Source organism: Marinobacter sp. bablab_jr008, assembly GCF_016464145.1.
GTDB classification, from domain to species: domain Bacteria; phylum Pseudomonadota; class Gammaproteobacteria; order Pseudomonadales; family Oleiphilaceae; genus Marinobacter; species Marinobacter nauticus.
The window spans coordinates 1-19,079 of record NZ_JACDWW010000068.1 but is presented as its reverse complement, the minus strand read 5'-3'; the positions used below and the strand labels follow the sequence as shown (position 1 = coordinate 19,079).

Sequence of the window (19,079 nt, the reverse complement as noted above, 5' to 3'; positions counted from 1 at the left end):
TTCTGGTTTACCGGCGTACAATTGGTGTAAGGTGTCGGAAAAGGGTTGGCGGCCTTCAGGCGCTGATCCTGCAATTCACAGGTGATGATCCTTGAACGATATGGCAAAAAATCTGGTTCTCTGGCTAATCATAGCCGCCGTGCTGCTGATGGTGTTTCAGAATTTCTCTCCCACCACCACCGGCCAACAAGTTAACTATTCCCAGTTTGTCGAGATGGTCCAGCAGGGCCAGGTACGGCAGGTGACCATTGATGGTCTGCAGGTGCAGGGTGTCCGCAACGACGGCTCTCAGTTCCAGAGCATCCGGCCGCAGGTGTCTGACAACAAGCTGATGGATGACCTGCTCGCCAACAACGTCGAAGTGATCGGCAAGGAGCCCGAGCGCCAGAGCCTGTGGACGCAGCTGCTGGTGGCCGCGTTCCCGATTCTGATCATCATCGCATTGTTCGTGTTCTTCATGCGCCAGATGCAGGGCGGCGGTGGCGGCAAAGGCCCCATGTCGTTCGGCAAGAGCAAGGCGCGCCTGATGAGTGAAGACCAGATCAAAACCACGTTTTCCGATGTCGCGGGTGTCGACGAAGCCAAGGAAGACGTGAAAGAGCTGGTGGACTTCCTCCGGGATCCCAGCAAGTTCCAGCGCCTTGGTGGTCGCATCCCGAAGGGCGTATTGATGGTGGGCCCTCCCGGTACCGGTAAAACCCTGCTTGCCAAGGCCATCGCGGGCGAGGCCAAGGTGCCGTTCTTCTCTATCTCCGGCTCCGACTTCGTGGAAATGTTTGTGGGCGTGGGTGCCTCCCGTGTTCGCGACATGTTCGAGCAGGCGAAAAAGCAGAGCCCCTGCATTATCTTCATCGATGAGATCGATGCGGTTGGCCGTCACCGCGGTGCCGGTATGGGCGGCGGTCACGACGAACGTGAGCAGACCCTCAACCAGCTGCTGGTGGAAATGGACGGCTTCGAAGGTAATGAAGGCGTTATCGTGATTGCCGCGACCAACCGTCCAGATGTACTGGACCCGGCATTGCTGCGCCCGGGCCGGTTCGACCGCCAGGTGGTGGTGAGCCTGCCGGACATCATTGGCCGTGAGCAGATTCTGAAAGTGCACATGAAAAAAGTGCCGCTGGCCGACGGTATTGATCCTGCGGTTATTGCGCGGGGCACGCCGGGCTTCTCCGGTGCCGATCTTGCCAACCTGGTTAACGAAGCTGCGCTGTTTGCGGCCCGTCGTAACCAGCGTCTGGTCTCCATGGAAGAGCTGGAGCTGGCCAAAGACAAGATCATGATGGGCGCCGAACGCAAGTCCATGGTGATGAGTGAGAAAGAAAAGCGGAACACGGCTTACCATGAGTCCGGCCATGCCATTGTTGGCCGCCTGATGCCTGAGCATGATCCGGTCTATAAAGTGAGTATTATTCCTCGTGGCCGCGCCCTGGGTGTGACCATGTTCCTCCCGGAAGAGGACAAGTACAGCCATTCCAAACGCTATCTGATCAGCTCGATTTGTAGTCTGTTTGGTGGCCGTATCGCCGAAGAGCTGACGCTGGGCTTTGATGGTGTCACCACTGGTGCATCCAACGACATCGAGCGGGCCACGAGCCTCGCCCGGAACATGGTGACCCGCTGGGGGCTGTCCGAGAAGCTTGGCCCTTTGCAGTACGACACCGATAGCGAGGAACCGTTCCTCGGCCGTTCCGCGGGGCAGGCACATACGGTGTACTCGCCGGAGACCGCCCAGCGGATTGATGAGGAAGTTCGCAACATCATTGATGAGTGCTACGAAAAGGCCAAGCAGATCCTGATTGATAACCGGGACAAGCTGGACATGATGGCCGAAGCACTGATGAAGTATGAAACCATCGATCGTTACCAGATTGACGACATCATGGCTGGCAAGGAGCCTCGTCCACCCAAGAACTGGGGGGACAGTGGTCCTGCCGGGGGCGTCAAAGCCGAAGAGCCTGAGCAGGCGCCGGAGCCCAGAGGCTCTGACGATGGCCGGCAGCCCGGCGTCGGGCGTCCCGCCGGCGAGCACTGACTCGCCGTCAAAGCCTGAGTAACTGAATGCGCCGCCCGGGCTCCCGGGCGGCGTTTGTTTTTGTCTCTCCGAAAACTCTGCCTGTGGATGTCGCGTTATGAAAATGAACTTTGCCGGTCGCGAACTGGATCTGTCTCGGTGCCACGTGATGGGTATTCTGAACGTCACCCCCGACTCGTTTTCCGATGGCGGATACTTTAATTCCAGGGAGGCTGCACTCGTGCGGGCCAGGCAGATGGTCAGTGACGGCGCTTCTTTTATTGATGTTGGAGGTGAGTCGACTCGCCCCGGTGCAACTGAAGTGTCGACCCAGGAAGAGCTGGACCGCGTGTGTCCGGTAGTTGAAGCCATTGCCAAAGAGCTGGATACCGTGATTTCAGTGGACACCAGCAATCCCGTGGTCATGGCGGAAACCGCCCGGCTGGGTGCCGGCCTGATCAACGATGTCCGCGCCCTGCAGCGCGAAGGCGCGCCCGATGTGGCGGCAAAAGCCGGCATTCCGGTGTGCATTATGCACATCCAGGGTGAGCCGGATACCATGCAGGACGATCCCCGGTACCGGAATGTGCGGCGGGAAGTCAGCTCTTTTCTGACGGAGCGTATGCGAGTAGCTGAGCAGGCCGGTATTCGTGCCGATAACATTATTCTTGATCCCGGCTTTGGCTTCGGCAAAAGCGTGGAGCACAACTATCAGCTGCTCGCCACCCTTGAGCAGTTGCATATTCTCGGACACCCCTTACTTGTCGGGGTCTCGCGAAAGTCCATGCTGGGAGCGGTCACGGGGCGCGATGTGAATGAAAGGTTGCCGGCCAGCCTCGCTGCCGCGACAATATCGGCCATGAAAGGGGCGAGCATCCTCAGGGTGCACGACGTTAGGGAAACTGTGGACGCCGTCAGGATCGTGACGGCAGTGAAGGAGGCAATCTGATGACCCAGCGCAAATACTTTGGTACCGATGGCATTCGTGGCCGGGTCGGAGACAGTCCGATTACGCCGGAGTTCATGCTGCATCTGGGTTGGGCTGCGGGGCAGGCGTTCAAGCGTGCGGGCCAGCGCAACAGCGTACTGATCGGTAAGGATACCCGGTTGTCCGGCTATATGTTTGAGTCGGCACTGGAAGCTGGTCTGGCCGCGGCGGGTGTAGATGTCAAGTTGCTGGGTCCTATGCCGACCCCCGCGATTGCCTACCTCACTCGTACCTTCCGGGCATCTGCCGGTATTGTCATCAGTGCCTCCCACAACCCTCATCACGATAACGGCATCAAGTTTTTTTCCTCCGCCGGTACCAAGTTGGACGACGCCCTGGAAGCCGAGATCGAGCGCTGGCTGGATCAGCCGATCAAGGTGTGTGAGCCGGAAGAGCTGGGCAAGGCGAGCCGGGTAGACGATGCGCCCGGACGCTATGTTGAGTTCTGCAAGAGTACGGTGCCGAACGAATTTACTCTCGATGGCATGCACCTGGTGCTGGACTGTGCTCACGGTGCTACCTATCACGTGGCGCCAAAAGTGTTCCGTGAGCTGGGGGCAAAGGTGACCGTGATTGGCGCCGAACCGGATGGTCTGAACATCAATCTGAACGTGGGCTCTACTCACCTCGACGCCCTGAAGCAGGCGGTTGCCGAGAAAAAGGCGGATCTTGGGATTGCCTTCGACGGTGACGGCGACCGGGTGTTAATGGTGGATCGGGACGGGTCCGAAGTGGATGGCGACGAGCTGCTGTATATCCTGGCTTCCCAGCGCCAGGCAGAAGGACGGCTGAACGGTGGTGTGGTTGGTACGTTAATGACCAACCTTGGTGTTGAGTTGGCTCTGCGCGAAATCGGCGTCGAGTTCGAGCGGGCCAAGGTTGGCGATCGTTATGTGATGGAGCGCCTGTTGGCCAATAACTGGCTGATTGGAGGCGAGGGTTCCGGGCATATGGTCATCCGGGATTGCACCACCACGGGTGACGGTATTGTCTCTGCGTTGCAGGTTCTGCTGGCAGTGCGGAAGTCCGGCAAGACCATGGGAGAGCTACGGGCAGGCATGAGCAAGCTGCCGCAGAAAATGATCAACGTACGCGTTGCCGAACGGTTTGATCCGTTGGGTAGGGCGGATATTGTTGAGGCCATGGCGCGGGCAGAGGCTTCGTTGGGTGATGCCGGGCGCATTCTGCTGCGGGCATCCGGCACCGAGCCCCTGATCAGAGTGATGGCCGAGGGCCAGAGCGCGGATGATATTACCCGGGTAGTGGAAGAGCTTGCCCTGGTGGTGGAGCGCTCAACACCCTGATTTCGAAGGGTGGTTGTGTACCGCGGGTGACTGCTGTATAGTTCCGCCTCCCTTTTGCTCGGGACTGTCGAGGACAGAGATGCGTCGCAGAATTGTTGCCGGAAACTGGAAAATGAACGGGTCGAAAGATCTGGTGAAACAGCTGGTTGGCGCAGTTTGCGAGCAGTCCGGTAATGTTGGCAAAGATGTGGAGGTGGTTATTATCCCTCCTGCTATCTATCTGGGCCAGGTTGCCGAGCAGGGAGGTGAGCGGATCACTACCGGTGCACAGAACGTGTCCCAGTGGCAATCTGGCGCATACACCGGAGAAATCTCCGCCGAAATGGCCCGCGATATGGGTTGTTGTTATGTGCTGGTGGGGCATTCCGAGCGCCGGCAGTTGTTTGGTGAGACGGATTCTGTGGCTGCCGCCAAGGTTGAGCAGGTTCTGTTGAGTGGCTTGGTTGCGGTGCTGTGTGTAGGTGAAACGCTCGCGGAGCGGGAAGCCGGTCAAGCCGAAGCGGTGGTTGCCGAGCAGGTTCGCAGTGGGTTGTCAGTTGTGGCTGATGATCAGTGGTCCAGGGTTGTTGTGGCGTATGAGCCGGTCTGGGCTATCGGAACCGGAAAAACCGCGACAGCAGGTGATGCCCAGGCCATGCATTCGGAAATCCGCAAGGTGCTGGCTGGTATGAATGCACCGGCTAATGAGATTTCGGTACTTTACGGCGGCAGTGTAAAAGCGGATAATGCTGCCGCTTTGTTTGCAGAGCCGGATATTGATGGCGGTCTCATCGGTGGTGCATCGTTGAAGGCCGAAGAATTTATCAGCATTTGCCGGTCTTTCCCGGCAGGTGTCTAAGCCGACACGTTTACGAGAGTCTGTATGGATTGGTTGGAAACACTGGTAGTTGTTGTTCACGTCGTGATCGCCGTGTCGCTGGTGGGCCTGGTTCTGATCCAGCAGGGCAAGGGTGCAGACGCCGGAGCGGCTTTCGGTGGTGGTGCGTCCCAGACCGTGTTTGGTAGTCAGGGCAGCGGAAGCTTCCTGACGCGGATGACCACTTTTATGGCGGTTATCTTTTTTGTGACAAGTTTTTCGCTGGCAATTTTTGCCAAGCAGCGCGCCGAAGTGGCTGGCGAGGCAGGTATTCCGGTTGTTCAGGAATCGTCTCAGGCAGGTGCGCAAGCTGAGCAGGCTCCCTCTGCTGATGAGCCTGCAACTAACAGCGAATCCGAGGGTGGGGACGCGCTCCCCGAACTCGAGTAAAGAATGATGCCCGGGTGGTGAAACTGGTAGACACGCCATCTTGAGGGGGTGGTAGCGAAAGCTGTGCCGGTTCGAGTCCGGCCCCGGGCACCATATTAAAAGAAGACGGCTTGGCAAACCCAGGCCGTTTTTTTTGGTCAGTCCTTGACCAGTCCGCGTGGCGTCACTATACTCCCGCGGATATTGGAGCCTGCGAGCATCGAGGCTTCCAGGCAGGCCAGGTGTCTGTCGGCAGAGCGCTTGAAAGGGTTGGCGCTTTGCGAATTCTTGCAACAAAAGGCCCCATGTTTCAGGGGCTTTTTGATTAAGGGGCCTGGCGCAAAGGGCCCTGGTGCATAAAAGGGCTGATTAACAGCCCTTTTTTTGTTTTTGTACCCTGAAAATTCGGAAACGGAGGCGGCGACACTTGTCAGCCAAACTGAAACAACTGGAAGACATCCTGCGCCCGGTGGTCGAGGGTCTGGGTTATGAGTTCTGGGGAATTGAATTCCGCTCCCATGGACACCATTCCAAGCTTCGGGTGTTTATTGATGATGCCGAGAACGGCATCGCGATCGACGACTGCGAGAAAGTCAGTCGTCAGGTCAGCGGGGTAATGGATGTGGAAGACCCCATCCAGACAGAATATACGCTGGAAGTGTCTTCGCCCGGTATGGACCGGCCGCTGTTCCGGCTGGAGCAGTACGAGGCATTTATTGGTCATAAAGTGCAGATCAAGCTGCGTATGGCGTTTGAGGGCCGGCGCAAATTCCTGGGCCTGATCAAAGGGGTGGAGGGTGACGACGTGGTAGTTGTAGTAGATGACCACGAATACCTGTTGCCCTTCGACAGTATCGAAAAAGCCAATATCGTGCCGGTTTTCGAGTGACACATTCGAATAAATCTATAGATGTATCGTTTATTTTGAGGGCAGGGCAATCCCATGAGTAAAGAGATCTTGCTGGTAGTGGAATCCGTCTCGAACGAGAAAGGTGTCGAGAAGGATGTGATTTTCGAGGCGATTGAACTCGCGCTCGCTACCGCTGCCAAGAAACGTTATGAAGACGAAGAGGCGGATATCCGGGTTGCCATTGATCGCCGCACCGGAGAATACGAAACCTTCCGCCGCTGGCTGGTGGTCGACAATGATGCCGTTCCTGCGTTGGGCACTGAGCTGACCCTGCAGGAAGCGGAAGAGATCGACACCAATCTGAAGCCGGGTGATATGTACGAAGAGAAGGTGGAGTCTGTGGCGTTCGGGCGCATTGGTGCCCAGGCGGCCAAGCAGATCATCTTCCAGAAAGTGCGCGAAGCCGAGCGCATGAAGATTGTCGACAGCTACCGCGATCGTATCGGTGAGCTGGTGTCCGGTACCGTCAAGAAGGTGACCCGGGACAATGTGATTGTGGATCTGGGTGGCAACGCAGAAGCTCTGCTTCCCCGTGAGCACCTGATTCCCCGTGAAACCTTCCGGATGGGCGATCGCGTTCGTGCTCTGCTGCTGGAGATTCGCACCGATCATCGCGGACCACAGCTGATTCTGAGCCGTACCGATTCGCAAATGCTGATCGAGCTTTTCCGCATCGAGGTTCCCGAGATTGCCGAGGAGCTGATCGAGATTCGCGGTGCCGCTCGCGATCCGGGCTCCCGGGCCAAGATAGCGGTGAAGACCAACGACCGCCGTATTGACCCGGTTGGCGCTTGTGTGGGTATGCGGGGCTCCCGCGTACAGGCAGTGTCTAATGAGCTGGGCGGTGAGCGTGTGGATATCGTGCTTTACGACGATAACCCGGCTCAGTTGGTCATCAACGCGATGGCGCCTGCTGAGGTGGCCTCCATTGTCATGGATGAAGACCGTCACACCATGGATGTAGCCGTTGCCGAAGATAACCTGGCGCAGGCCATTGGCCGCAACGGCCAGAACGTTCGTCTGGCGACCGAGCTGACCGGTTGGACCCTGAACGTGATGACGGAAGAAGAAGCCGGTGAGCGCCAGGAGCAGGAATACAACCGCCTGCTTGAACACTTTACCGCTCATCTGGATGTTGATGAAGAATTTGCCGGTGTTCTTATCGAGGAAGGCTTTACCTCCATTGAAGAGGTGGCCTACGTACCGATGGAAGAAATGCTGGCGATTGAGGGCTTTGACGAGGAAACCGTCACTGAATTGCGCCGTCGTGCCAAAGACGTATTGCTGAACCAGGCGCTGGCCAGTGAAGAAGCCCTGGAGGGCGCTGAGCCCGAAGACGATCTTCTGAACATGGACGGCATGGACCGGGCGCTGGCATTCAAGCTTGCCGGCATGGGCGTGCGCACAATGGAAGATCTGGCGGAGCAGTCGATTGATGAGCTGCTCGAAATTGAAGGTATGGATGAAGAGCGTGCTGGTCAGTTGATTATGACTGCGCGCGCACCCTGGTTTGAAGACCAGGCCTGATTCGGGAGAGGAGGACCAGTATGGCTGAAGTAACGGTAAAACAACTGGCCGCAGATGTAGGCGCTCCCGTGGATCGTTTGCTGAAGCAGATCGTGGAAGCGGGCCTGAAAGCCCGCAGCGAAAACGACGCTGTCACCAGCGATGAGAAGCAGCAGTTGCTGGCCTATCTGAGAAAAAACCATGGCGAGGCGGAAGCTGAACCGCGGAAGATTACACTCAAGCGCAAGACCACGACGACGCTTAAGGCCGGCAAGGCCAAGACCGTCAACGTAGAAGTGCGCAAGCGCCGCACCTATATCAAGCGTGCAGAGCTGCAACCCGAGCCGGAAGCTGAGGCGCCGGCACCGGAAGAGCCGGTACAGGCACCGGCGGCCGAACAGGCGCCGGTGGAAGAAGCGCCGAAGGTCGCAGCGGAAGCTGCACCTGCCGAAGCCCCTGAAACGGAAGCTCCGGCCGCAGCGGAAACCGAAGCCAAAGCTGCTCCGGAACCTGCTGCAGAATCCGCAGAGCCTGCCATCGCGCCGGAGGATATTCCCATGCCTCCGCCTGAGGATGAAGGTCGGGATCGCAAGCCGAAGAAGAAAAAAGAGAAGGTACGTGAGCGCGGCGATGATATTGAAGAAGGCAAGCCGAAGAAGAAGCAGGCTGGCCATCGCGGTCCTCGCAGCCGTCCGGTAGAAGAACCGGTAGTACTGAGCGAAGACGAAGAGGAAACCACTCTTCGCAAGCCGCTGCGGGCCAAAAAGAAACCGAAAGAAAAGCGTCATGCTTTCGAGAGGCCCACAAAGCCCATGGTCAGAGAAGTACAGATTCCGGAAACCATCACCGTTGGTGATCTCGCCCAGCGCATGGCCGTCAAGTCCGCTGATGTTATCAAGACCCTGATGGGTATGGGGGTGATGGCAACCATCAATCAGGCGCTGGATCAGGAAACGGCGATCCTGGTTACCGAAGAGCTGGGTCACAAGCCCAAGGCGGTGAGTGAGGATGCCTTCGAAGAGGAAGTTCTGAGCGAAATCACCGGCCCGGATGAAGGCAAAGAGAAGATCAAGCGCGCGCCGGTTGTCAGTGTTATGGGTCACGTTGACCATGGCAAGACCTCGCTGCTGGACCATATCCGCCGCGCCAAGGTTGCTGCCGGTGAGTCCGGTGGTATTACCCAGCACATTGGTGCTTACCATGTAGAAACTGAACACGGCATGGTGTCCTTCCTGGATACCCCGGGCCACGCCGCATTTACCGCCATGCGTGCTCGTGGTGCCCAGTGTACCGACATCGTTATCCTGGTGGTGGCAGCCGACGACGGTGTTATGCCTCAAACCAAGGAAGCCGTTGAGCACGCCCGTTCTGCCGGCGTACCGATCGTGGTTGCCATCAACAAGATGGACAAGGAAGAAGCCGATCCGGACCGCATCAAGAACGAGCTTTCAGCTCTGGAAGTCATTCCGGAAGACTGGGGTGGCGACGTTCAGTTCGTGCCTGTTTCTGCACACACTGGTATGGGCATCGATGACCTGCTGGAAGCCGTCTTGCTGCAGGCTGAAATCCTTGAGCTGGAAGCGTCCCCGGATGCAGCGGCGAAAGGTGTTGTGGTTGAATCCAGCCTGGAACGCGGCCGTGGTTCTGTTGCTACCGTGCTGGTTCAGAACGGTACGCTTCGCCAGGGCGACATGGTGGTGGCCGGTTCCTTCTTCGGTAAGGTGCGCGCCATGACAGACGAAGCCGGGCGCCAGGTGAAAGAAGCTGGCCCGTCGATTCCGGTCGAGATTCTGGGCCTGAACGGCACGCCAGACGCCGGTGACGAATTCTTCGCTGTGGCAGACGAGAAAAAAGCCAAAGAGCTGGCTGAATTCCGTCAGACCCGTGAGCGTGAGCAACGTCTCCAGCGCCAGCAAGCTGCCAAGCTCGAGAACATGTTCGAGAATATGGGCAAGGACGAGGTCAAGACCCTCAACGTGGTGCTCAAGACTGACGTGCGTGGTTCTCTGGAAGCCATTACCAAGGCCCTGCAGGACCTGGGCAACGACGAGGTTCAGGTGAAGATTGTTTCGTCTGGTGTTGGCGGTATCGCCGAGACCGACGTCAGCCTGGCCATGGCCACCAACGCCGTTATTTTCGGTTTCAACGTGCGTGCGGATACCGCATCCAAGCGTCTGGTTGAGCAGGAAGGTCTGGATCTGCGCTACTACAGCATCATCTATAACCTGATTGATGATGTGAAAGCGGCTTTGACAGGCATGCTCAAGCCGGAATTCCGCGAAGATATTGTGGGCATTGCCGATGTGCGTGACGTATTCCGTTCGCCGAAATTCGGTCAGGTGGCTGGCTGTATGGTGACTGAGGGCACCGTATACCGTAATAAGCCGATCCGCGTACTGCGTGACAACGTGGTGATCTTTGAAGGCGAGCTGGAATCCCTGCGTCGCTTCAAGGACGATGTGGCGGAAGTTCGCAACGGTATGGAATGTGGTATCGGTGTTAAAGGCTACGACGTGAAAGTGGGTGACCAGATCGAAGTGTTCGATCGCGTCCGTGTTGAACGTCAGCTTGAGTCCACGGGGGCCTGATGGCACGGGAATACAGTCGCGTAGATCGCATCGGCGATCAGATGCAGCGAGAGCTGGCGCAGCTGATCCAGCGCGAGGTGAAGGATCCTCGCGTTGGTATGGTCACGGTTAATGATGTGAAAGTCAGCCGTGACCTCGGCTATGCCGATATCTATATTTCGTTGCTGTCCACCGAGGAGCTCACCGAAGATTCACCCGAAGTGCAGGACTCCCTGACGGTGTTGAACAAGGCCTCCGGGTTTCTGCGCGGGCAGGTTGGTCGCGCCATGAAATTGCGTGTGGTGCCCCATCTGCGGTTTCACTTCGACAAACTGTTGGGGCAGAGCCGCAAGATGGATCGCCTGATCCGCGAAGCGGTTGGCGACAAGCCTGCCGTGCCCCGGGACGATAATGATGACCCGGTTTCCGATAACCCGGAGCGTGACGCTTGAGCCGAAGACGCAAAGGCCGTGACGTAAACGGCATCCTGGTAATCGACAAGCCCCAGGGCGTTACCTCCAACGGGATTCTGCAGCAGGTCAAGCGCCTGTATGGTGCGGCGAAGGCCGGCCATACCGGTGCGCTTGATCCGCTCGCCACTGGCGTGCTGCCCCTGTGTTTTGGTGAGGCCACCAAGTTCTCCCAGACCATGCTGGACAGTGACAAGGCGTATATCACCACCGCACGCCTGGGCATCCGGACAGAAACCGGAGACAGCGAAGGGGCTGTGGTGGAGGAAAAGTCGGTTCCCCACTTCAGTGAGGAAGAAGTGGAGGCCGTACTGGCCCGGTTCCGTGGCGACATTCAGCAAGTGCCCTCCATGTACTCGGCTCTGAAGCATCAGGGCAAACCACTGTACGAATACGCCCGCGAGGGTATCGAAATTGAGCGCCCGGCCAGGCCGGTGACCATTTACGAGCTCAAATTGTTGGCGGTTCGGGAACAGGAGCTGGATCTTGCGGTTACCTGTACCAAGGGTACGTATATCCGCTCACTGGTTGAGGATATTGGTGAGGTTCTGGGCTGTGGAGCTCATGTCAGTGCTCTGCGTCGCACCCTGGCCTCCGGCTACACCCTGGCAAATGCCCACGATGTCAAAGACCTGGAAGCCATGCGCGAGCGCGGGGAAAGCCTGGATGGCCTGCTGTTGCCGCCGGAAACCGCCCTCACCATGTTTCCCGAGTACCGATTGTCCGGCGTGCCGCTGGTATCGATCTTGAACGGACAACCGGTTAGAATACCGGGTCAGCCTTTTGAAGGTTTCGTCCGCCTGTATGGCGAGCATTCCTTCGTAGGGCTGGCAGAAGCATTGCCGGAAGGCGATGGCACTCAACTGGTGCCTCGCCGTCTGGTCAAGAACAGCAAACGGTAAACGCCTTTTGCTGATTAGCCGGGCTGTAGAGATGCGCGGTTCGGCTGAATAGGTATGCATCGCAACCAATGAGGTGAAATATGGCACTGTCTGCCAGTGAGAAAGCTCAGATCGTTAAAGATTTTCAGCAAGGTGATGGCGATACCGGTTCCCCTGAGGTTCAGGTAGCTCTGCTGAGCGCCAACATCAACAAGCTGCAGGATCACTTCAAGGCCAACAAGCAGGATCACCATTCCCGCCGCGGCCTGATCCGGATGGTAAACCAGCGTCGTAAGCTGCTGGACTACCTCAAGCGTAAAAACGCTGACCGTTACCTGGACCTGATCCAGCGTCTGGGTCTGCGTCGCTAATCCGGTTTAGCGACCTGATGGCTGGCCCGGGGGTTCCCGGGTTCAGCCGTGCTTCTCTCCCGCTCCCTGCCTTGCTCATTCCGAACAAGCAGGAAGCGTTTTTTGCTGCAGTTGATTTGTCTGTGAAACCGAAGGATTTTCCCTGTCACAATGGAAAGCCGCTATTGATAGCAGGTTGTTGAAAAGCCCGGGAACTCTGGCCGGGGTTTTGCAACAGCCTGTTAGCTTTCAGACGGGTTGCCTTTCGGTTCACTGATCAGACTGCTGCAGTTGTTGGAAAATGGCGAATGAATGGGTCATTGGCCAGAATCAAAACCGCTGAAAATGCAGGAGTTTATTGTGGAACTGCAACCACGTATCAAGACATTTGAAATGGGTGGGGAAACCTTCACCCTGGAAACCGGTCGTATTGCCCGTCAGGCAACCGGCGCGGTACTGGTAAGCACCGGCGACACTGCCGTTCTGGGCACCGTTGTTGGCGCCAAAGAGCCCAAGCCGGGCCAGGGCTTCTTCCCCCTGACTGTGAACTACCAGGAAAAAACCTACGCCGCCGGTAAAATCCCGGGTGGCTTCTTCAAGCGTGAAGGTCGTCCGTCCGAGAAAGAGACCCTGACCTCCCGCCTGATCGACCGTCCGATTCGCCCGCTGTTCCCGAACGGCTACATGAACGAAGTTCAGGTTGTGCTGACGGTTATGTCTGCCAGCAAGAACCACGATCCGGATATCGCTGCCATGATTGCTGCATCTGCAGCCCTGGCCATCTCCGGTATCCCGTTCGACGGCCCGATTGGTGCTGCCCGTGTGGGTTACACCAACGAGAAAGGCTACTTCCTGAACCCGACCTTCGAAGAGCTCAGCACTTCCCTGCTGGACATGGTTGTGGCCGGTACCGACGAAGCGGTGCTGATGGTTGAGTCCGAGGCCAAAGGCCTGACAGAGGACCAGATGCTGGGCGCCGTACTGTTCGGCCACCAGGAAATGCAGACTGCGATCACTGCCATCAAGGAATTTGCTGCCGAGAACGGCAAGCCGCGCTGGGAATGGCAGCCCGAGGCGGAAAACACTGAGCTGCTGAACGCCATCAAGGCCGAGTTCGGTGGTGCCATCGAAGAAGCCTACGCGATTCGCGACAAGATGGCCCGTTACGAGCGTCTGGGTGAGATCAAATCTGCTGCCGTTGAAAAACTGGCCGGTGAAGAAGAAGGCCAGCCTTCCGAAGAGGAAGTGAAGAAGTACTTCGGCAAGGTCGAGAAGTCTGTCGTTCGTCTGCAGGTTATCGAAGGCAAGCCGCGTATCGATGGCCGTGACAACAAGACCGTTCGCCCGATCAAGGTGGAAGTTGGCGTACTGCCGTCCGTTCACGGTTCCGCCCTGTTCACCCGTGGTGAGACTCAGGCTATCGTTACCGCCACGCTGGGTACCACCCGTGACGTGCAGATCATCGATGCCCTGGAAGGTGAGCGCAAGGACCCGTTCCTGTTCCACTACAACTTCCCTCCGTACTCCGTAGGTGAAGCTGGCCGTATGGGTAGCCCGGGCCGTCGTGAAATTGGTCACGGTCGTCTGGCCAAGCGTGGTGTAGCCGCGGTTATGCCGACCATCGAAGAGTTCCCGTATGCCATTCGTGCGGTGTCCGAGATCACTGAATCCAACGGTTCCAGTTCCATGGCTTCCGTGTGTGGTTCATCCCTGGCGCTGATGGATGCTGGTGTGCCGCTGAAGGCTCCGGTGGCCGGTATCGCCATGGGTCTGGTCAAGGAAGGCGACAAGTTCGCGGTCCTGACTGACATCCTGGGTGACGAAGATCACCTGGGTGACATGGATTTCAAGGTTGCCGGTACCAAAGAGGGCGTCACGGCCCTGCAGATGGACATCAAGATTCAGGGTATTACCGACGAAATCATGGAAATCGCCCTCGAGCAGGCCAACGCTGCGCGTCTGCACATCCTGGACGAGATGAACAAGGTGATCGCAGAGCCCCGTGCCGAGCTGTCTGATCGCGCTCCGAGCATCACCACCATCAAGATTCATCCGGACAAGATCCGTGATGTAATCGGTAAGGGTGGCGCAACCATCCGTGGTATTTGCGACGAGACCGGCGCTTCCATCGACCTGGACGACGACGGCAACGTGAAGATCTACGCCGACAACGCTGCGGCCGCACAGGCTGCCGTGAATCGCGTGAAAGAAATCACTGCCGAGATCGAAGTGGGTGCTATCTACAAGGGCCGCGTTGAGCGGATTGTGGACTTCGGTGCCTTTGTTAACATCCTGCCCGGCAAGGATGGTCTGGTGCACATTTCCCAGATCTCCGAGCGCCGTATCGAGAACGTCACTGACGAGCTGAGCGAAGGTCAGGAAGTTCTGGTCAAGGTGCTGGATGTGGACAACCGTGGTCGCGTTAAGCTGTCCATGAAGGAAGTCAAAGAAGGCGAGCAGCCGACTGACTTCACTGACTAAGATGATTCTTGGTTAGAAAAACCCGCCCGGCTTCAAGCCTGGCGGGTTTTGTCGTTTATGGGCCTTGTAGTTTTAGTGCCTGCAGCGGTTGTGGGAAGCCTTTCCAAAAGACGCTACGAGCACATCCATGTGCGCTTCTTTCGGGCCGTCCATGGCCCTCAAGACTTTTGGAAAGGCTTCCCACAACCGCTGCGCTAGACCTTGTGCTTGCCTCTAAAGGCCTTTTTCCATGAATTCCAGTACTGCCTCCCTGTATGCGGGAATCACAAACGTCGCTGCATGGGGCGTATCGGTCTGCAAGAACTCCTTGGGCTGCTCCGCCGCTTCATACAACCGCACGCCATGCTCGAACGGAATGATGCCATCCCGAACGCTGTGGATAATCATCACCGGCACCGGTGATACACCGGCGATCCTGTCGGTGCCTTCGTAGTCATCCGGGATGGTCCAGCTCAGGGGGTACTGGAACGGCCAGGTGAGCCAGAACAGGTCGAGCTTTTCCCGGGCGATGTAGCGGAAGCCGGAGAAGGTGCCGTCGAGGATGATGCCGTTTAGCTCTGGTTGTTCGTCTCGCTGCACCCATTCGCTGGCCAGGGCGATACCGAGGGCGCCGCCGAGGCTTTGGCCGAGGATATAGAGCGGGTGTTCACTATCGGCGCGGCGTTGGGCCAGCCAGCGCAGTCCGGTTTCCACGTCGTGCAGTGCGCCTTCGATATCGGGGGCGCCGGTGGATTGGCCGTAACCGCGATAATCGATGGTGAACACGTTGTAGCCCTGTTCCGGCAGCCAGGCGGCGTTGAGGATGTGGGCGCTGACGTTCTGGGCGTTGCCGTGCAGGAAGTAGATGGTGCCCTTGGCGGGCTCGTCGGTGAGGGCAGGGAGCCACCAGCCGTGGAGGGTTTCGCCGTCCGCGGTCTTGAGGTAGATGTCTTCGTATTCCAGGTTGAGTCGGTCCGGGGTGATGTAAGTGGCATTGTCCGGATAGAAGAACACGCTGCTGCATCCGGTTTGCAGCAGCGTGGTGATGGCCAGCAGGGTGATGAGAGCCGTTTTGGTATTCAGAAGTAAGCGTGCAGGCCGGCTTGCCATGTGCTTTGGTACCTGTCGTAGTGGTCTTCCCGGGTGAATTTGGCGAATAGGCTGAATTCCCGGCCAATGTGCCAGTTGGCTTCGGCATAAAGCTGGTCTTGCCGGTGTTGGCTGCTGACGATCCAGGCTTTGGTTTTTACGCCAGTCAGCAGGCTGAAGCGGTTGTTCTGGTGCAGCAGGCCGAGGTCTGCGCCCGGGGCGAAATCGTAGCCCCGTTTGATGTCATCATCGATTTCCACATCCGCCGTGGCAATGGCGAAGGCTTGGGTGTTCTTGCCCAGGCTCCAGCTGCCGCCGGCTCCGCCTTCAAGATAGGGGGCCAGTACGCGATCATTGCCGGTGTCCGTGCGGCGGCCGCCAAAGCCAACTTGCCAGGAGATCGGGGCAAAGAACTGGTTCCGGGGGCTCAGGGAGCGTATCTCGACGCCGGTGATCTGTTCCACCTGAAGTTCGTCGTTTTTGTGGTAAAGCCTGGCGTCCAGGCGCAGGAACTGCAGTTGTGCACCGGTACGGTAACCGGCGGGCGGATCCAGTACGTCGTGATAGGCCGGCCGGATGGTCAACTGGGTGAACTCGCTGTGGGCGAGCTGGCCGGAACCGAGGCTCAGGCGAAAGGTGTCATGCCCCTGATCGTCGCGGATCTCCGGTTCGGGCACGTCTGGAAGTTCTGCCGCATCCTCAATCTGGCTGCGGGCGACCAGTAGTTGATGAGACAGCGGCGCCGCGTGTTCCCGGGGCCAGCCTTCGGCTTCGCTCTGGTAGCGTACGTAATCGTACGTGGCATCCAGGAGTTGGGCGCGGTCGTCTTTACCAAGCTTACGCACTTCTGGGTCGTTCACTGCCACGTAGCCATTGGCTAAGGCAGCGGCGATGGTCTGGTGGTCTGAGGGCAGGCTTTCCAGGCTATGGGCTACAGAGGTGGCGGCAGACGGGCGGTAATGGATGCTTTCAAGCAGCCCGGCATCCCTCACCCAGCGCACGGTGTCAGAGGGGATGGCGTGAGTGCTTACTTCGTCGAGCAGGTTCGTGCCCGGGCGGGCGGCGTCGATCAGGGCCAGCAGGCGATAGGCGCAGTTCTCATCGAAGAAATAGTAATCAAAGTTCTTGTCCTGAATTTCCCAGGTATGGGCCAGCAGGGTGTCAACCTCCTGTTGGTCGAGATTCAGGGTGTACTCCCAGAGATCCCGGTGTTCGATGTCGTTGTACAGCCGGATCATTTCGTAATAGGGCTTGATGGAGGTAATGCCTGGATAGCCCCCGAAAATACCCCGATAGGCAAACAACAACTCGCTGTCATGTTCAGCGGCATCGGCTGCGTAGGAAACAGTATTTGCCAGCAGCAGATCGGTTTCTTCGTCATCCTGGGGGGGATCGAGCCGCAAGAAGGTGTGTCCGAACATGGATGAGGGACTGTTCAGATAGGACGCAGCAAACACCAGGGTGACTTTCTCGGTATTCAGTGTGCCTGCCCATTCCTCGAAAGCGGGGCAGTTTACCGGTGTATCCGGCAACTCCAGTTGCTCTCTCAGCCAGGCATCCCGGGCCGGGAATCGACAGCGGGCGTGGCTATCACCACCTCCGGGTTGTTGTATGGCCTCCAGGGTGGCTTCCAGTTCGGCTCTGGGCGATGTCTTGCCGTCGTCACTCAGAAAGAAGGCCGGGTCATCGGCCTGGCTGGAGTAATCGGAACCGAACCTGTCCTGATGATAGTGGCCGAGGGTCAGCCAGGTTGGATGAAGGTGAAGGTTGTCAGGCAGTGTAACGGTTTCTGCCTGTGCCCAGGCGGTACTGCATGCAAGCCATAAAACGGCCTGCCCGGTGCGAAGGGTAAAGCCCATGGAGTTGGTAGTTCCGGATTGGTGGCTCTGGGGTTTGTTCGCCGTCCCTGGCGCCATTCTGTTCCATTGTCGCCAGTGATCAGGCGGCCACGTATTTGCTCAGAGCGTCGTTCTGCTCCAGCAGGGCCACGATGGCGTCTACGGCTTCACCTGAGGTGGTATCAGCGTTGGGGAAAATGGAAGCAAAGTTGTCTTGCAGTACTTTGCGGAAGGTATCACGGTCAGTTTCTTCTACACCCAGCAGGACTGCCAGAGTATCCAGGTTTTCGCCAGAACCGCGGGACATGTCGCGGGCAACCTTATCGATGTTGCTGTCCATGTACATGGCCATGGATTGAACAGACTGGTTGGTCTGGCAACCCAGAGTGCCGGTGGTCATGCCGAAGGTCTGGTTACCGAAGGTTCCGTTGGTGGTAGCGGCCAGGACATGTGGAGCAATGCCGGACTGCCCTTTCCAGATCATGGCACCCACGCCACAGCCGGGCTGTGCGAACGCCATGGAGGAAGCACCAAGAAGAATTGCACCTGCGATCAGTTTTTTCATTATCCACTCCTTTCTGTGGTTATAGCTTTGTCGCATACCCTGCAGCGTTCGAATTCCGTGGCTGCAAGACAACGGCCAGTATCTGGTTTGGTTAAAAGACCGTCTGTTTGAGTATAGATCAAAACCTGAAATCGCAAGTTAAGCCACTGTTAAAAAAGGTAGCGGCCTGATACACGGAAATGTGAACATGTGTTCATATTTCTAAATCGAACAAAAAATCATCTGTTAGCCGCTATTGTTATATAGAGTGTATTTCAGTATAGTGCGCGCGGCCATGAGGGCCATGCAACAACATATGGAGAGTTTGTTTTGAAAAAAGCGCTTATTGCATCAACACTCGTTCTGGCCGGCGCAATGACCGGTTGTTCTTCCCTCAACACCAGCGCTCCTTCGCTGCCGCTGACTGGCGCCGTTCAGAGCGACGTCAAAGCTGACATCGAAGTTGGTGAGAAGATTACTGGTAAGGCTTCTGTAACCCAGCTGTTTGGTCTGCTGACTCTGGGTGATAGCAAGAAATACGCTGACGGCGTTGCCTACGGCGTGGGTTCCACTGGCGGTGCTCTGCCCCTGCCGATCGGTGGCGCCAGCCTGGTAGAGAAGGTTAAGTCTTCTGCTGCCTACAACGCTGTGACCGAATCTGGTGCAGACGTGATCGTGGCTCCGCGTTACACCGTTGAGCAAAACGGCTATGGTTTCTTCGGAACCATCGACGTAACCGTTGAAGGCTACAAGGGCACCATCAAGAGCATCAAGTAAGCTGCTTTTGTGAGTTGTCTAGTCCTGAAATAGGTTTACACCTATTTCTATTGAAACGCCCGGTGCACCGCATCGGGCGTTTTGTATTTCAAGGCAAGATGTGGTCGCCTTGTGTTATAGGTCTGCACGGACTGATCGACCATCTTTTGGGCTTCC

General features: G+C 57.4%; 17 protein-coding genes and 1 tRNA gene. 14 read left to right on the top strand and 4 right to left on the bottom strand.

Going from position 1 to position 19,079, the window contains the following annotated elements:
- Nucleotides 1-91 precede the first annotated feature (91 nt).
- From ftsH to pnp, 13 genes are all read left to right on the top strand, one after another.
- Nucleotides 92-2,035 (top strand): ATP-dependent zinc metalloprotease FtsH, encoded by a 1,944-nt coding sequence (ftsH, locus tag JIF53_RS13005; protein ID WP_213020295.1) that lies wholly within the window; start codon nucleotides 92-94, stop codon nucleotides 2,033-2,035.
- A 97-nt stretch (nucleotides 2,036-2,132) separates the two neighbouring features.
- Nucleotides 2,133-2,963: a dihydropteroate synthase gene (gene folP / locus JIF53_RS13000; RefSeq protein ID WP_199452714.1), complete on the top strand. Its 831-nt coding sequence runs from the start codon at nucleotides 2,133-2,135 to the stop codon at nucleotides 2,961-2,963.
- Complete coding sequence (gene glmM, locus JIF53_RS12995) at nucleotides 2,963-4,306, top strand: phosphoglucosamine mutase (protein WP_153740558.1); 1,344 nt, start codon at nucleotides 2,963-2,965, stop codon at nucleotides 4,304-4,306. Before folP ends, glmM begins: the two co-directional genes overlap by 1 nt.
- 79 nt (nucleotides 4,307-4,385) lie before the next feature.
- Nucleotides 4,386-5,144: a triose-phosphate isomerase gene (tpiA, locus tag JIF53_RS12990; RefSeq protein WP_153740559.1), complete on the top strand. Its 759-nt coding sequence runs from the start codon at nucleotides 4,386-4,388 to the stop codon at nucleotides 5,142-5,144.
- Nucleotides 5,145-5,168: 24 nt separating this feature from the next.
- Nucleotides 5,169-5,552 (top strand): preprotein translocase subunit SecG, encoded by a 384-nt coding sequence (gene secG, locus JIF53_RS12985; protein ID WP_199452712.1) that lies wholly within the window; start codon nucleotides 5,169-5,171, stop codon nucleotides 5,550-5,552.
- Between the two features lie 8 nt (nucleotides 5,553-5,560).
- Nucleotides 5,561-5,645: transfer RNA gene (locus tag JIF53_RS12980), tRNA-Leu, on the top strand.
- 313 nt (nucleotides 5,646-5,958) lie between these two features.
- Nucleotides 5,959-6,420 carry a ribosome maturation factor RimP gene (gene rimP, locus JIF53_RS12975; RefSeq protein WP_011786762.1) on the top strand — a complete coding sequence of 154 codons (462 nt, stop codon included), beginning with the start codon at nucleotides 5,959-5,961 and terminating at the stop codon, nucleotides 6,418-6,420.
- 54 nt (nucleotides 6,421-6,474) lie between these two features.
- Nucleotides 6,475-7,968, top strand: a complete 1,494-nt coding sequence (gene nusA, locus JIF53_RS12970; RefSeq protein WP_011786761.1) for a transcription termination factor NusA — start codon at nucleotides 6,475-6,477, stop codon at nucleotides 7,966-7,968.
- Between the two features lie 20 nt (nucleotides 7,969-7,988).
- Complete coding sequence (gene infB, locus JIF53_RS12965; RefSeq protein ID WP_011786760.1) at nucleotides 7,989-10,535, top strand: translation initiation factor IF-2; 2,547 nt, start codon at nucleotides 7,989-7,991, stop codon at nucleotides 10,533-10,535.
- Nucleotides 10,535-10,966: a 30S ribosome-binding factor RbfA gene (gene rbfA / locus JIF53_RS12960; protein WP_011786759.1), complete on the top strand. Its 432-nt coding sequence runs from the start codon at nucleotides 10,535-10,537 to the stop codon at nucleotides 10,964-10,966. The genes infB and rbfA overlap by 1 nt, the downstream gene beginning before the upstream one ends.
- Nucleotides 10,963-11,886: a tRNA pseudouridine(55) synthase TruB gene (gene truB, locus JIF53_RS12955; protein ID WP_153740561.1), complete on the top strand. Its 924-nt coding sequence runs from the start codon at nucleotides 10,963-10,965 to the stop codon at nucleotides 11,884-11,886. Before rbfA ends, truB begins: the two co-directional genes overlap by 4 nt.
- A gap of 80 nt (nucleotides 11,887-11,966) precedes the next feature.
- Nucleotides 11,967-12,236, top strand: a complete 270-nt coding sequence (rpsO, locus tag JIF53_RS12950; protein ID WP_014422591.1) for a 30S ribosomal protein S15 — start codon at nucleotides 11,967-11,969, stop codon at nucleotides 12,234-12,236.
- 345 nt (nucleotides 12,237-12,581) lie between these two features.
- Nucleotides 12,582-14,696, top strand: a complete 2,115-nt coding sequence (gene pnp / locus JIF53_RS12945) for a polyribonucleotide nucleotidyltransferase (protein WP_228285567.1) — start codon at nucleotides 12,582-12,584, stop codon at nucleotides 14,694-14,696.
- A 213-nt stretch (nucleotides 14,697-14,909) separates the two neighbouring features.
- On the opposite strand, the gene JIF53_RS12940 is transcribed toward pnp, so the two are convergent.
- The 3 genes from JIF53_RS12940 to JIF53_RS12930 form a co-directional block, all read right to left on the bottom strand.
- Nucleotides 14,910-15,785, bottom strand: coding sequence for an alpha/beta hydrolase (locus JIF53_RS12940; RefSeq protein ID WP_199452708.1), 876 nt, complete (start codon nucleotides 15,783-15,785; stop codon nucleotides 14,910-14,912).
- Nucleotides 15,755-17,623 carry a DUF4105 domain-containing protein gene (locus JIF53_RS12935; protein ID WP_199452772.1) on the bottom strand — a complete coding sequence of 623 codons (1,869 nt, stop codon included), beginning with the start codon at nucleotides 17,621-17,623 and terminating at the stop codon, nucleotides 15,755-15,757. The genes JIF53_RS12940 and JIF53_RS12935 overlap by 31 nt, the downstream gene beginning before the upstream one ends.
- Before the next feature lie 79 nt (nucleotides 17,624-17,702).
- A complete protein-coding gene (locus JIF53_RS12930; protein WP_011786753.1) occupies nucleotides 17,703-18,167 on the bottom strand; it encodes a DUF3015 domain-containing protein in 465 nt (154 codons plus the stop codon).
- Nucleotides 18,168-18,476: 309 nt separating this feature from the next.
- Between JIF53_RS12930 and JIF53_RS12925 the strand changes: the two genes are divergently transcribed.
- Nucleotides 18,477-18,923 (top strand): hypothetical protein, encoded by a 447-nt coding sequence (locus JIF53_RS12925; RefSeq protein ID WP_226538126.1) that lies wholly within the window; start codon nucleotides 18,477-18,479, stop codon nucleotides 18,921-18,923.
- A gap of 47 nt (nucleotides 18,924-18,970) precedes the next feature.
- On the opposite strand, the gene JIF53_RS12920 is transcribed toward JIF53_RS12925, so the two are convergent.
- Nucleotides 18,971-19,079: integrase core domain-containing protein (locus JIF53_RS12920; protein ID WP_199452605.1), on the bottom strand; the 109-nt coding region annotated here is incomplete at its 5' end.

Coding starts and splice junctions, on each gene's coding strand:
- folP (WP_199452714.1), top strand. CDS start 2,133: ATGAAAATGAACTTTGCCGGTCGCGAACTGGATCTGTCTCGGTGCCAC.
- glmM (WP_153740558.1), top strand. CDS start 2,963: ATGACCCAGCGCAAATACTTTGGTACCGATGGCATTCGTGGCCGGGTC.
- tpiA (WP_153740559.1), top strand. CDS start 4,386: ATGCGTCGCAGAATTGTTGCCGGAAACTGGAAAATGAACGGGTCGAAA.
- secG (WP_199452712.1), top strand. CDS start 5,169: ATGGATTGGTTGGAAACACTGGTAGTTGTTGTTCACGTCGTGATCGCC.
- nusA (WP_011786761.1), top strand. CDS start 6,475: ATGAGTAAAGAGATCTTGCTGGTAGTGGAATCCGTCTCGAACGAGAAA.
- infB (WP_011786760.1), top strand. CDS start 7,989: ATGGCTGAAGTAACGGTAAAACAACTGGCCGCAGATGTAGGCGCTCCC.
- rbfA (WP_011786759.1), top strand. CDS start 10,535: ATGGCACGGGAATACAGTCGCGTAGATCGCATCGGCGATCAGATGCAG.
- rpsO (WP_014422591.1), top strand. CDS start 11,967: ATGGCACTGTCTGCCAGTGAGAAAGCTCAGATCGTTAAAGATTTTCAG.
- JIF53_RS12940 (WP_199452708.1), bottom strand. CDS start 15,785: ATGGCAAGCCGGCCTGCACGCTTACTTCTGAATACCAAAACGGCTCTC.
- JIF53_RS12935 (WP_199452772.1), bottom strand. CDS start 17,623: ATGGGCTTTACCCTTCGCACCGGGCAGGCCGTTTTATGGCTTGCATGC.
- JIF53_RS12930 (WP_011786753.1), bottom strand. CDS start 18,167: ATGAAAAAACTGATCGCAGGTGCAATTCTTCTTGGTGCTTCCTCCATG.